We start from the raw sequence: 12,451 nt of genomic DNA on the forward strand, positions 1-12,451 counted from the left end.
AATGACGATTGTGCCATATGACCAAAAATCTGTTATCATAATGACACGAAGCTTCAACCGATTATAGTGGACAAAGGAGCATGAATATGAAACAAGTGACCAAAGAACACTGGAACGGTTACGACACGTATGTTTTACATAGTGGTGAATTGGAAGTTACAATGATCCCTCGTCTCGGGAATAATATTATTTCCGTGCGTGATCTGAAGCTGAACCGGGATATCGTACGTCGACCTGGCGAGGAAGAATTGGCATTTTATTTACAAAAGCCATATCATTTTGGCTTACCTATTTTGATTCCTCCTGGCCGAATTCGCAAAGGACAATTTGAGTTTGACGGCGTCCCATATCAGTTTGACCGTAATACAGCCAACGACAATCATATACACGGTCTGCATCGCAATCAATCCTGGCGTTGCAGCGATATTGAAGAGGATGAAGATGGTTGCAGCGTAACAACCGAGCTTCTGACAGAAAGTGATCCACACTGGATGGAACAATACCCCATTCCTTTGCGGCTGGAAATGACGTATCGTTTGCAGGGCACCGTATTAAGTCAAACTCTGCGCGTCACAAATCTAGGTAAAAAAACAGCCCCATTCGGCTTGGGATACCACACTTGGTTTATGGTGGATGGAGAACCTGAGCGCTGGCGCCTGAAGCTACCGGTGAATGGAGTATACGAACAGGATATTGAGCAGCTGCCTACAGGTGTCATTACTTCTTTAGATCATTTGGAACAGCTCTCCTCAGGTCTATCTCTGAAAGGAACAAACTTGGATACTGTGCTGCGAGCAACGGAAGGCCCTGCTGAAGCTGTTTTGACTCGTGATGATGGCTATCAAATCCGCTACACAGCAGATGAGCAATACTTTAAATATTGGGTGCTATATACCAAAGGGGAATGCGATCAGTATCTTTGCATTGAGCCTTATACCTGGCTATCTGATGCTCCCAATTTCCCAGACCCAGTCGGAGATGGTGGGTTGATCCGTCTAGAGCCTCAACAATCCATCGACCTCAAAACTCAGATTCATATCATATATCCGTAATTTCCCTATAGTCACTTTTCTTCCTTCGGCGCATATTTTCATAACTCTGTCGCATACTAACCTCATCACAGCCGAAGGAGGTGACTACACATGTATGAAGCCAATCAAGGCAGAGGACGTCGTAGCAATACTCTAGTCGTTCCTCAAGCCAACAACGCATTGCAACAATTGAAATATGAAGCTGCGCAAGAACTGGGCATCACCATTCCGGCAGACGGTTACTATGGTGATATGCCGTCCCGTGAAGCTGGGTCTCTGGGAGGCTATATCACTAAACGCTTAGTACAGCTGGCTGAACAGCAATTATCAGGTCGTTCAGGTCAATAAGCGTCATTATTCCACATGAGCATTCCGTTATCGTAATTTACCAAAATGCGTTATAACGGGTATATAACAAAGGCGGTCTTCCTTCGGAAGGCCGCTTTTCTTTGCTCTTTTTAATGTCGATGATTATTCAGATTTAGCCGCGCGATATGTAGGCTTGTTATAGCGGATCATGAGATTAGCCATGTTGTAGTTGGACTCTAAGGTTGCATCTACCAAGATTGTTCCTTGTCTGATGGCAAAATCGAAAGCAATCTCACCATGAGTCCAGCTACGCTTGTGATTTAGCGTTTCCAGAGCCATACGCCGAAAATGATCCCGATGCTGTACAGATAAGCCTGGTTCTACTGCTGCAAATGTGCCACCTTTGCCTGCAATTGGATTATGCCGAATCCCAAATTTACCAACTACATTATTCCGTATTTGTACAAATACGATGCCTGACGATAAACCCGCCAGTTCATTATCCAATTCTTTAAAAACGATATCCATCTGCCTCGCCAACGACAATCGACCTACTTCATCCATCAAAAAACCCTCCTATATACCTTGTATTAAAATATTTAATAGGTCTTACGACTCAATTATATGCGAAGGTTTTTAAGCTTACAATCAAATTCAACATAATTGGGTATTTATAACTATTTTCTAAGTATATCCATCATTTTAAATTTCGCTAACAGGTAGTGTCAATTACACTTCGACATTTTGCGACTTTATTCATCATCCTCTGCAAAAATTACAAAAAAGGCCCCCCTTACGGGAGACCTTCTAAAATAACTCGGTTATTTTGTCATTTGCAAAAATTGCTCAATATCCTGAACAGTAACTTGTGCGGCGTTACGCCAGAAGTCAGCCTGTGTTAAATCGGTACCCAAGTGCTTGGAGGCCAGTTCTTCTACTGTCATGCGACCTGTATCACGCAGCAAAGCATCATATTGGTCGGCAAAGCCATCCGAATTTTCCTTCGCAAAAGCGTAAATCCCTGCACTGAACATATACCCAAACGTGTATGGGAAGTTGTAGAAAGGAGTTTCCGTAATATAGAAGTGCAGCTTGGAAGCCCAAAAATGAGGATGAGCCTCATCCAGAACCCCACAAAACGCTTCACGCTGCGCTTCTTCCATCAACTCACTTAATTGCTGTGCTCCTACAACACCCTTTTTCCGCAGTTCGTAAAAACGGGTTTCAAATAGGAAACGGGCATGAATATTCATGAAGAAGGCTACACCACGCTGAATTTTATCCTCTAGCAAAGCTACCTTCTCCTGACCCTCAGCAGCTTCCAGCAAAGCATCTGATACAATCAGTTCTGCCAGCGTCGATGCCGTTTCAGCCACGTTCATAGCATAATTTTGATTCAATGGATGCAATTCATTCATCACATGCTGATGATAACCGTGTCCGAGCTCGTGGGCCAGTGTCGAAACGTTGGATGGTGATCCGGCATAGGTCATAAAAATACGGGTTTCTTTGCTTAGACGCAGAGATGTACAAAACCCGCCTGGACGTTTGCCTGGACGATCCTCTGCTTCGATCCAGCTTTTCTCAAAAGCCATCTGGGCAAAGTCAGCCATTCTCGAACTAAATTTACCAAATTGCTCAACAATCGTTGCAGCTGCATCGTCGTAAGGGATTTTAGTGGTTGATGTTCCCAGCGGAGCTTCAATGTCATGCCAGGACAGTTTTTCTAAGCCTAGAAGCTTGGCTTTCCGCTCCAGGTATTTAACTACAATAGGCTTGGTTTCATTAATCACTCGCCACATCGTGTCCAACGTTTGGGCTGACATACGGCTGATCTCCAGCGGTTCCTTGAGCACGTCTGTCCAGCCTCGGTTTTCATATAGCTTGAGGCGGAAACCTGCCAGATGATTCAGTGTATCGGCGCAATAGTCCTCAACCTGAGTCCATGCCTCTTCCCAACGTGCAAATACGTCTTTACGTACGCTGCGATCTGCTTCATCCAGCTTATTCGCTGCCTGACCCACAGACAAGTTTACAATCTCACCATTTTCAGGCACAGGGATCGTCATATTTTTGACAATGGTATCATAAAAGTCACCCCAGCCATGGTAACCATCCACTGCCAAATCCAATGCAAGGCTCTCCAGCTCAGGAGCCATTTTTTCACGCGCTTCGTTCCGGTATTCAGTCAGGACAAAAGAAATCGGCTTAATCGCTTCGCGCTCCATCCACTTCTGCCAAATGTCTTCACTGGTTTGTGCCAGCAAGTTCTGAAAAGCGACTAAAGCACTTTTCCCTTGGGCATATAACGAATTGACACGCGCCCCCAGTTGAACAGCCAGCTTGTCATGCTGATTTTGAGCAGTTAAACAAGATACAAAAGAACCTGCCTGCGATGCTCCATTAAACAGCTCCTGTATGCTATTCAGAACACTATCCAGACGCTCGGTATCCAACACCGTTTGTGGCACTTTGGCTACTTTAAGCTGGGATTGCAGCTGTTGGACCTTGCTCTCCAGTTCTTCCAAAAATGCATGAAATGAGGCAGAGGAAGAGCCTCCGCTAAAAATAGATTCCAGATCCCATGTTTGCTTTAACGGTGTTTTCATAATAGTTCCACCTTTCTTTTTTGGCGAATTCATGTGGTTTCATATACAATAAAGCTACATCGTGATGATACAATCACTACAATTAGGAGGAAAACAGGATGAGACCCTTACAAATTTCGCCGGAAACGGCTGTGAAATTATCCGAAAAACTCGGCATTCCGCTGGAACACCTTATGCATACACCCCAGCACATTTTGATGCAAAAGCTGGCCGAACTGGCTAAAGAAGACACCGCTGGCTCGAACGGCGGAGAATCGGACAAATCATGATTCCTTTTGATAAAACCTGGCCTTATGACATTGTCATGGGAGATGTTTATGTACAGTCTTGTCCGTTTTGCAATCATGATAACGTCTTGCTACCCCTGAAGCCCAAAGAGCTTAAGCTCATTCATGAAGGCATGAAAAAGCTGCTTGTGTTTCCATGCTGCCATAACAAGGTTACTTTGGTGGATTGTGACGACGATTATTTGCTGTCAGATACCACGTTGCGCCATCATTAACTTATGAGGCAGTTGCAAGATAACTCGTTTTACAAACAAGGTGTGAACCATGAGCCTAGATCGCTCATAGTGCACACCTTTATTTCTTCAAGAGGAGCTTGCGTTCTGCATTTCCTCAGGTAGCTGGAAGTTTTTTGCCAGCATTTGTTCACGCAGGACAGACCACTGTTCACGAGAAGCTCTAATCATCGCTGCATCCATAATTTTCTTGTCATTAATGACACGCGAAAACCAGCGCACTGCTTCGTTAAAGTTACCCGTACGTCGATGCAGTTCACCAATCAGATAAAGCAGTTTGGCATTATTCGCACCGACGCCCTCCAGCTCATAGACTCGAACATAGGAATCCAAACTAAATTTGAGAAAGCGAAGCTCCTGCTCCTCATTCCCCTGGTATCTGTACATCCATGCAATATGCTGCAATAGACTGGCTACTACGCGTTCCTTTTCTCCGATGACCTGTGCACAGAGTAAACCCAATTTGTACGTTTCTAATGCCTCTTCCCAGCTACGATGCCCGCCATATTCGCGAGGCTGCCAGCGATTACCGATTTTATCCTTAAATAGCTTGGTTTGCTGATCGCTTAACTGAACGGTAGAGTGCTCTGTCGAAGTAAATCCACAATGAGGACAGACCCGTACGACATAAAAATCCGGATTTTCGTTCTTATAATAAGCGCAAAAATCTGAATCGGTACGAATAGCCTTCTTTAGGCTTGGTCTGACACGGGATGTCTGAAATTCTTGTTCGCACTGTGGGCAGACGATTTTGATCTGATATAACGGTTCAAGTTCCAATGTTTTTACAACCCTCTCCAAAATTCGGCAATCCCCGAAAGCTTACGGGGTATTTACAAAATGATGCGCAGGACCGGACAAACGACTAAGTATGATGGAACGAAGCGGCTCCTCAATTCCCGTATCCGTTAACGCATCTGCCATACAAGACAACCATGCCTCTGCTCGCTCCTCCGTCACGGGGAACTTCATATGTCTGGCACGTAACATCGGATGACCATATGCATCAGAAAAGAGGGACGGCCCTCCAAAAAACTGGCTCAGGAACATAAACTGCTTTTCCTTTACCGGCTCCATGTCTTTAGGAAACAGGGGACTTAACAACGGATCTTTATAAACTCTCGGGTAGAAGGCCTCAATAATAGCACGAATACCTTCTGCACCCCCAAGGTTGTCATAAATGCTCAGGCTAGGATTCACTTTTCCTCCAACTTTCTGTGCTATGGTAATAAATATACACTCGTATTATAACAAAAAACAAAAAATGACGCTAAAAATAAGCGTCATTTTATCAATTTAACATATGAAGAGGTTTGCTTCGCTGCACATCGCTTCGTCATTCCATGATACCACTAATAACTCCGCCAATCCTCTTCACCGGGATGGACGAGAGAGGCACGAATTACATACACAAAAGCACATACAAACAGACCGGCAACGATACTCATCCTGATCACTCCATCCTTAAGGTTATGGAATCGTTGTTTTTTTATTTTAACATACTCTTTACAAAAAAACAGCATTCCATGTAATCGTTTTCTTTACTTTTTTGTACTCTTTGTCCATCCCCGACATAGGTATAATAGTACAACTCCAAAGGAGGGCCTCTATGTCGCTGTATCGCCGTTTCTCGCTTCCTTTGCTCATCCTTATGCTGTTATTCCTATTCATACTGATGGCCGCGTATCCGCAATCTTCTCTGAATGCCGGGCTTCGCGGTCTTGCCATCTGGTGGGATGTGCTATTCCCGTCCTTATTCCCATTTTTCGTTATTTCCGAGCTTCTTCTCGGCTTTGGAATTGTTCATTTCATAGGTGCGCTACTGGACCCACTGATGCAACCTCTATTCCGTGTACCTGGCTGCGGGGGTTTTGTCGCTGCGGTCAGCTGTGCATCCGGCTACCCTATAGGGGCCAAATTAACCGCAAAGCTGTGGGAGCAAAAATGGATCACACGCATTGAAGGTGAACGTTTGGTCGCGTTTACGACTTCCTCTGATCCGATATTTCTGATCGGTGCAGTTTCGGTTGGCTTCTTCCATCAACCCGAAATTGCACTCGTACTGGGAGCAGCCCATTACGGTGGTGTTCTCATCATCGGACTACTCATGCGTTTTCATGGTTCCCGTTCAGAAAAAAACGATATTCGCAGCGAACGTTCTCAGCCTCCTCAAAAAACCTGGTCGAAGTCTGCTAACACAATAACAACAGGTCGCAATAAGCAGCCTGGACCACTGCGCCAAGCGTTATATGCTATGCATACAGCACGTTTGGAAGACGGACGTCCATTGGGTGAGTTGCTTCGTCAGGCGATTGCTTCCTCCCTACGCCTTATTATTGTCGTAGGAGGGCTGGTTGTATTCTTCTGCGTCATTTTAGAAGCTTTGACGAACTCTGGCTTAATGAGCGGGCTACATCTGCTTACGGCTAGCTTATTGTCTGCCTGTGGTCTTCCTCCTGCATTAACAGAGTCCATCGTAGGTGGTATTTTTGAAGTCACTTTAGGTGCGCAAGCTGCAGGTGGAGCCGCAGCAGCGGCATTACCGTTCAAGGTAGCTGCAGCAGCTTTTGTTCTCTCCTGGGGCGGGCTATCGGTCCATGCACAGGTTGCAAGTATTTTAAATATGACGAATCTCCGCTATATGCCATTTTTGCTGGCCCGGGCTGCGCATGGGATCATCTCCGCACTGCTAGCTCTCGTGTTATGGCGCCCGTTAATGGGACAGGGAAGCTCTCCGGTCTTTTCTCCGGTACATGATATCGCATGGTCCCCTGGCTTCTCGTCCGCTATGCTACTGCAAAGTCTGCTGCTTCTTGCTTGTATACTGACTGGAATGCTGGCTCTCTCCTGGTTAAGCGTGGGTACAAATCGCTTATTCGTACGATTGAGAGGAATACACCGGCAATGAACGATTGTGTTCTTGCTCATAATTGATTATGATCGGTATATACCCATGACAAAGGAGCTTTTCATCTTGAGATATTATGTTCTGGATCGCGGGGATCAGCACTCCATGGACTTGAGTCAGCAATTTCACCGTCTTGCCCAAGAAAAGAATTTCAAGCTGGATGCCGAATCGCCGGAAATCGTCGTGTCTATAGGAGGCGATGGTACGATGCTTCATGCGTTTCATACCTTCATTGACCGCATTCCGGATATAGCCTTTGTTGGTGTACATACCGGTCATCTGGGCTTTTACGCGGACTGGCGCGCGGACGAGCTGGAGGAGCTAATCCACCTGATGAGCCAAAGCGGATCTGAGGGACCGCTTAACCCGAGAATCGTTAAGTATCCACTGATTGAGTTGGAAATTCACAAGAAATCAGGCAATGCTTCTTTTATTGCCCTGAATGAGTTTACGTTAAAAGGGGTAGATGGCACGGTCGTTGCCCAAGTAGATATTAACGATATCACCTTTGAAATGTTCCGTGGTGACGGTATATGTGTTTCTACACCTTCAGGAACGACCGCCTATAATAAGGCACTTGGCGGAGCTATGGTTCACCCTACCATCGAAGCATTGCAATTAACTGAGATCGCTTCCATTAATAACCGTGTGTACCGGACACTGGGATCACCACTGCTACTGCCAAAACATCATCATTGTGATATTTTTTCACGGAAAGATCAGCGTCTTCTACTGACAGTAGATCACCTGAACTTTCCTGTGGATGACTTAATCTCTGTTCGATGTCAGGTTGCAAGTCAGAAGATCAGCTTCGCTCGTTACCGTCCTTTCCCATTTTGGGATCGGGTACGCAACGCTTTTCTCAATTAGAACTTGTAAAAGAGCCGACTCCGGCTCTTTTTTTAATTGATCAGGAGGGCATATCCCCACTTTAAATAGGCAAAAAGTTGGTCATAACATTGCCAGCCTTGGAGAAACTTACAAACAAAACGGCTCCTGAAAATTCAGGAACCGTTTTGTTGTGGAGATGTAAATGTTTTATTTTTTTGACGCTGTCCCTCGGGTTCACGCGAGACACGAACTTGCCGTCCCTCCCGATTTTCCTTGGGCTGGCGATCATAACGTGGCCCACGCGATTCTTTTTTATCGAAATTCCCTTGCGGATTGCGCTGCCTACGTGGTTCACGGGCTTGCTGCCCTTCCCCCGAACTTCGCCCATCCTTTGCTTCACGCGGTTCTCTTGGCTGGCGGGAATCACGTGCTTCACGCTGCCGATTTCCTTCACGTCCTTCTCTGGATGGCCGACTTTCGCGAGCTTCACGTGGCTGTCGTTCACGTACTTCCTGAGCATCCTTCGGTTCCCTACGTTGCAACTCGCGTGGTTCACGGGCTTCTGAAGGCTGTTCCACTCGTGACTCCTCTGTAGCTGCGGAATCCTGCTGTGGTTGCGGCCATTCCGTTTGTCCAGCTGAAGGCTGCGATACCTCTTGGCGCTCTTCGGAATCTAACGTTCCCGCTTGTTCCCTTTGAGCATCTACCAACTGCTGGATGTCGGGAGGAACGAAGTCATCACTGGTGCCGTTCTTATTTTCAACTTCACGGCTTTTTTGCAGCACAAAATAGGCACAGCCAAAATTGCAGTATTCATTAATATAATCGTCCAATACCACAATGGATGTATCCTTATTGGCTTTGGGGTGCCCCTCTCGATAAAACCCCTTCAGGCGAAGCTGATTGTAACCCCAATCGCCAATAATGTAATCATAGCGATCCAACACTTCACTATAGCGATCACGAAAGGCTTCGGGATTCCACCCGTTCTTGTGATCCTGCAACACTTCATAGTTTTTACCACCGATTTGAAACAAGCTATTCTGACCGCCTTTCCCGGATCAAACCTGCGAAAGGGCGCTTTCTTCCTTATGCTGAGTGGCCGACTTCACCTGCTCATGCGCTTGGTAGGAGCTGCGGACCATCGGACCGGATTCGACGTGGCTGAATCCTCGCTGTAATCCCTCTTCCTTTAACTTCGCAAAATCTTCCGGTGGATAATATTTTTGCACATATAAATGTTTCTCGGACGGCTGCAAGTATTGACCAATTGTCATAATGTCACAATCGACTTTGCGCAGATCATCCATGGTTTGTATGATCTCGTCCCACTCTTCTCCGACACCTAACATGATGCTTGATTTCGTTGGGATCGCCGGATTTAATTGTTTTGCACGTTGAAGCAGCTCCAGAGAGCGATGGTATTTCGCTTTAGCCCGAACCTTGTCGGACATGCGTTCCACCGTTTCAATATTATGATTGAGAATATCGGGCTTGGCATCCATGACGATTCGCAGCGACTCAATGTCGCCCATAAAGTCGGGAATCAGTACTTCTACACTGCAAAAAGGCAATCGGCGGCGAATCGCACGAACCGTTTCTGCAAATATTGTAGCGCCCCCATCTTTCAAATCATCACGTGCCACACTGGTTACGACACAGTGCTTTAGATTCATGTTCTCAGCCGCTTCCGCGACGCGTTCAGGCTCCTGCAAGTCCAGTTCCGTAGGCATTCCCGTATTTACTGCGCAAAAACGACACGCACGCGTACAAATATCACCCAAAATCATAAATGTAGCTGTCCTGTTGGCCCAGCATTCATATATATTAGGGCACCGTGCCTCCTCACATACGGTATGTAATGTCTTGGAACGCATCATGCTCTTGATTTCCTGATAGTTATCGCCTGTCGTAAGTTTAATACGAATCCAGTCGGGCTTAGCTTCCTTCACTTTTTTAGACAATGGCATAGACCTTCTTTCTGATGTGCTTTAGCTGTCATTGCCATACATTATAGCATGAAAGCCATGGAAAAACCTCCATTCATTGTTCCCTTTTTGATATGACATTGATGCCGGAAAAAGTAAACTCTTGAGATGGATAAAAGCGGCGGATATGGCTCAATCTAATCAAAAGCGCCCTATTTACGCGAATACGGGCCAAGAATTTACCGGGCGGTTAAGCCCTTTTATAGGAGGTCGGTTCACGTGCCTTACCCTACGCGGGCAGTCCGCGCTGTTCGTCTGTTATCGCTGCTGTTGTGCGCTACTACACTGACAACGGCTTGTCCGCTTCCTGCTCATGCCTCTGCAGAGCACACAAAGTCCTCGTCAGCCGGAAATAACCTGACAGCAAATATCGATGCTTCACACGCTTCGTCTTCATTGTATACGTCCAGACTTGCTTTATATCACTCCATCGAAGCCCTGACAGGAGTCCCTTGGTACAGACTGGCTGCCATCGACCAGTACGAACGCACACTTACGGTGGCCCATCCCAAGGATCGCAAGCATGCGGAACGGATCATAGGTATTTTTGTGACAGGACCAGTATGGTCCGGTCTGTTGAACCCTGATTCCGAGGATCAAAATCCGCGTTCCATTGAACTATTTTCCGGGCTGGGACAAGACGGCTCAGGCGATGGAATCGCTGACCGCAATAATGACAAGGATTTGCTGTTCAGCATCGCTTCTTATCTCGGAAAGTATGGAAATAGCGAGGATGAATTTGGTATTGCCGTGTGGGAATATTACCATAACAGCCGCTCGGTTCAAAGAGTTCAGCAGTTTGCCAAGCTGTATCAGACGTATGGCAAGCTTGATCTGGTCAGTCAAGCTTTTCCGCTGCCTCTAGGCAGCATTTATAGCTACCGCAGCACTTGGGGAAGCCGTCGCAGCTGGGGCGGCTACCGTATACACGAAGGGACTGACCTGTTTGCAGGCTACGGAGTTCCGGTTCGCAGCACCTGCTACGGTGTAGTTGAAATGAAAGGTTGGAATCCCTTCGGAGGCTGGCGAATCGGTATTCGTGATCTCAACAACCGCTATCACTACTATGCACACCTTTCCGGCTTTGATAAAACCGTTCATAACGGAGACATCGTCAAGCCTGGTCAGACGGTTGGCTGGGTCGGAAGCTCAGGCTATGGAAAACCGGGTACCCAAGGCAAGTTTCCACCACATCTGCACTATGGTATATACCGGGACAATGGCTGGACAGACTGGTCCTTTGACCCATATCCGTTATTGAGACAGTGGGAGCAGAGCGAACGTAAAGCGCTCAAATCAGGAAAAACCAAAGGGACCTCCTCATAGGTCCCTTTGGTTTTTCCTGAGTATCTCACACCAATCCCCTCTTTGTTTATGGCGTTGGAGACTGCCTGAGGGAATTGGGTTCTTCCTGTATCTCTGGAACACTTTCTATGCTGGAATCTACAGCGCCGCTACTCTCTATAGAATGGGAAGGCAGTGCCAACTGCGGAGCGGTTGCACCATTTTTGCCGACGGGTTTACCCTGATTGTCATAGTAGTACATCGGGACGTTGCCCACCACCAACAGATAAGAAACCGGGATTTCCGTCTCCACAATCTGAGGTTGCATCTCAAACGGTATAACCACAGACACTTCCGTCGTAATTCGAATGTACACTTCCACCAAGATCATGTTTATGCCCGCATCCTGCTGACGTGTATTTAAATCCACCTTGATTGCTCCATGCGGCTCCACCTTTAGAGGGACCTTGGGTCCATAAGCTGCCAGCAGCGGACTCCCCAATGCCTGACCAATCGGAACGCTCTCGTCAAAATGACTCATACTGTCCATCGTTGCCTTGACTGCTTTGAGTGTGTCTGACGTAATTCTCATATGCTCCGCATAATTTAGAACAAATCCAGAGGTTCTCCCTTGTGTATCCGTTCTCCATTCGATCAAATTATCAGCAGTCTTCCCCTGCTCTACCTGCGCAGTAATTGCTGAATTAATTGCCTCCGTCGCCATTTGTTTGACCCGCACTTTAGCCAGATGCATCATGGGCGGCTTCAAATGCTGTTCCACATAAGCGGCCACCTGTACGATTCCTACCAGCAGCGCCAATGCCACAACGAGCCACATTCTGCGCCTGCCGCGTCGCCTTCTGCTCGGTCTGCTGTGCCATTGCGGTTTTCTATTCATTCTGATCCCCCCGCAGCGATGAGCTTACTTTAGAAGGATATGCCGCAAATAAACGAAAAAGAAGCCGCCCGTC

General features: G+C 46.7%; 14 protein-coding genes. 7 read left to right on the forward strand and 7 right to left on the reverse strand.

Annotated elements, in window-relative coordinates; genetic code table 11:
• The first annotated feature begins 86 nt into the window (after window positions 1-86).
• On the forward strand, window positions 87-1,052 hold the full coding sequence (locus OIU26_RS17575) for an aldose 1-epimerase (RefSeq protein WP_264217540.1): 966 nt from the start codon (window positions 87-89) through the stop codon (window positions 1,050-1,052).
• 90 nt (window positions 1,053-1,142) lie between these two features.
• Window positions 1,143-1,379, forward strand: a complete 237-nt coding sequence (locus OIU26_RS17580) for an alpha/beta-type small acid-soluble spore protein (RefSeq protein ID WP_013372934.1) — start codon at window positions 1,143-1,145, stop codon at window positions 1,377-1,379.
• A gap of 123 nt (window positions 1,380-1,502) precedes the next feature.
• Here the strand turns inward: OIU26_RS17580 and OIU26_RS17585 are convergent, their stop codons facing one another.
• Window positions 1,503-1,904 (reverse strand): hypothetical protein, encoded by a 402-nt coding sequence (locus tag OIU26_RS17585; RefSeq protein WP_058830384.1) that lies wholly within the window; start codon window positions 1,902-1,904, stop codon window positions 1,503-1,505.
• 257 nt (window positions 1,905-2,161) lie between these two features.
• Window positions 2,162-3,949, reverse strand: a complete 1,788-nt coding sequence (locus OIU26_RS17590; protein ID WP_264217541.1) for a M3 family oligoendopeptidase — start codon at window positions 3,947-3,949, stop codon at window positions 2,162-2,164.
• Between the two features lie 98 nt (window positions 3,950-4,047).
• On the opposite strand from OIU26_RS17590, the gene OIU26_RS17595 reads away from it, so the two are divergent.
• Together OIU26_RS17595 and OIU26_RS17600 are read left to right on the forward strand one after the other, a co-directional pair.
• Window positions 4,048-4,218, forward strand: a complete 171-nt coding sequence (locus OIU26_RS17595) for a YycC family protein (RefSeq protein WP_013372937.1) — start codon at window positions 4,048-4,050, stop codon at window positions 4,216-4,218.
• The gene (locus OIU26_RS17600; RefSeq protein WP_013372938.1) at window positions 4,215-4,451 is read left to right on the forward strand and encodes a hypothetical protein; all 237 of its coding nucleotides are present in this window, start codon (window positions 4,215-4,217) and stop codon (window positions 4,449-4,451) included. Before OIU26_RS17595 ends, OIU26_RS17600 begins: the two co-directional genes overlap by 4 nt.
• Window positions 4,452-4,538: 87 nt before the next feature.
• Here OIU26_RS17600 and OIU26_RS17605 read toward each other — a convergent pair whose 3' ends face one another.
• Window positions 4,539-5,249: a DUF2225 domain-containing protein gene (locus tag OIU26_RS17605; RefSeq protein ID WP_017427265.1), complete on the reverse strand. Its 711-nt coding sequence runs from the start codon at window positions 5,247-5,249 to the stop codon at window positions 4,539-4,541.
• Between the two features lie 42 nt (window positions 5,250-5,291).
• Window positions 5,292-5,669 carry a globin gene (locus OIU26_RS17610; RefSeq protein ID WP_013372940.1) on the reverse strand — a complete coding sequence of 126 codons (378 nt, stop codon included), beginning with the start codon at window positions 5,667-5,669 and terminating at the stop codon, window positions 5,292-5,294.
• Window positions 5,670-6,078: 409 nt separating this feature from the next.
• On the opposite strand from OIU26_RS17610, the gene ylbJ reads away from it, so the two are divergent.
• Window positions 6,079-7,377 (forward strand): sporulation integral membrane protein YlbJ, encoded by a 1,299-nt coding sequence (gene ylbJ / locus OIU26_RS17615; protein ID WP_064963476.1) that lies wholly within the window; start codon window positions 6,079-6,081, stop codon window positions 7,375-7,377.
• A 66-nt stretch (window positions 7,378-7,443) separates the two neighbouring features.
• Window positions 7,444-8,247: an NAD kinase gene (locus OIU26_RS17620; protein WP_013372943.1), complete on the forward strand. Its 804-nt coding sequence runs from the start codon at window positions 7,444-7,446 to the stop codon at window positions 8,245-8,247.
• A 134-nt stretch (window positions 8,248-8,381) separates the two neighbouring features.
• Here the strand turns inward: OIU26_RS17620 and OIU26_RS17625 are convergent, their stop codons facing one another.
• Window positions 8,382-9,245, reverse strand: a complete 864-nt coding sequence (locus tag OIU26_RS17625; RefSeq protein ID WP_013372944.1) for a YutD family protein — start codon at window positions 9,243-9,245, stop codon at window positions 8,382-8,384.
• Between the two features lie 24 nt (window positions 9,246-9,269).
• Entirely contained in the window at window positions 9,270-10,172 is a 903-nt protein-coding gene (lipA, locus tag OIU26_RS17630; RefSeq protein ID WP_264217542.1) for a lipoyl synthase, read from the reverse strand.
• A gap of 243 nt (window positions 10,173-10,415) precedes the next feature.
• Between lipA and OIU26_RS17635 the strand changes: the two genes are divergently transcribed.
• Window positions 10,416-11,522 (forward strand): M23 family metallopeptidase, encoded by a 1,107-nt coding sequence (locus OIU26_RS17635; RefSeq protein WP_013372946.1) that lies wholly within the window; start codon window positions 10,416-10,418, stop codon window positions 11,520-11,522.
• 46 nt (window positions 11,523-11,568) lie between these two features.
• Here the strand turns inward: OIU26_RS17635 and yunB are convergent, their stop codons facing one another.
• The gene (gene yunB, locus OIU26_RS17640) at window positions 11,569-12,318 is read right to left on the reverse strand and encodes a sporulation protein YunB (protein WP_025674172.1); all 750 of its coding nucleotides are present in this window, start codon (window positions 12,316-12,318) and stop codon (window positions 11,569-11,571) included.
• Window positions 12,319-12,451 lie beyond the last annotated feature (133 nt).

Origin of the sequence: Paenibacillus sp. BT-177, from assembly GCF_025846815.2 — a bacterium.
GTDB lineage: Bacteria > Bacillota > Bacilli > Paenibacillales > Paenibacillaceae > Paenibacillus > Paenibacillus polymyxa_C.

Excerpts from the sequence above, each read along its gene's own strand:
- OIU26_RS17575 (WP_264217540.1), top strand. The coding sequence starts at position 87 with ATGAAACAAGTGACCAAAGAACACTGGAACGGTTACGACACGTATGTT.
- OIU26_RS17580 (WP_013372934.1), top strand. The coding sequence starts at position 1,143 with ATGTATGAAGCCAATCAAGGCAGAGGACGTCGTAGCAATACTCTAGTC.
- OIU26_RS17585 (WP_058830384.1), bottom strand. The coding sequence starts at position 1,904 with ATGGATGAAGTAGGTCGATTGTCGTTGGCGAGGCAGATGGATATCGTT.
- OIU26_RS17590 (WP_264217541.1), bottom strand. The coding sequence starts at position 3,949 with ATGAAAACACCGTTAAAGCAAACATGGGATCTGGAATCTATTTTTAGC.
- OIU26_RS17595 (WP_013372937.1), top strand. The coding sequence starts at position 4,048 with ATGAGACCCTTACAAATTTCGCCGGAAACGGCTGTGAAATTATCCGAA.
- OIU26_RS17600 (WP_013372938.1), top strand. The coding sequence starts at position 4,215 with ATGATTCCTTTTGATAAAACCTGGCCTTATGACATTGTCATGGGAGAT.
- ylbJ (WP_064963476.1), top strand. The coding sequence starts at position 6,079 with ATGTCGCTGTATCGCCGTTTCTCGCTTCCTTTGCTCATCCTTATGCTG.
- yunB (WP_025674172.1), bottom strand. The coding sequence starts at position 12,318 with ATGTGGCTCGTTGTGGCATTGGCGCTGCTGGTAGGAATCGTACAGGTG.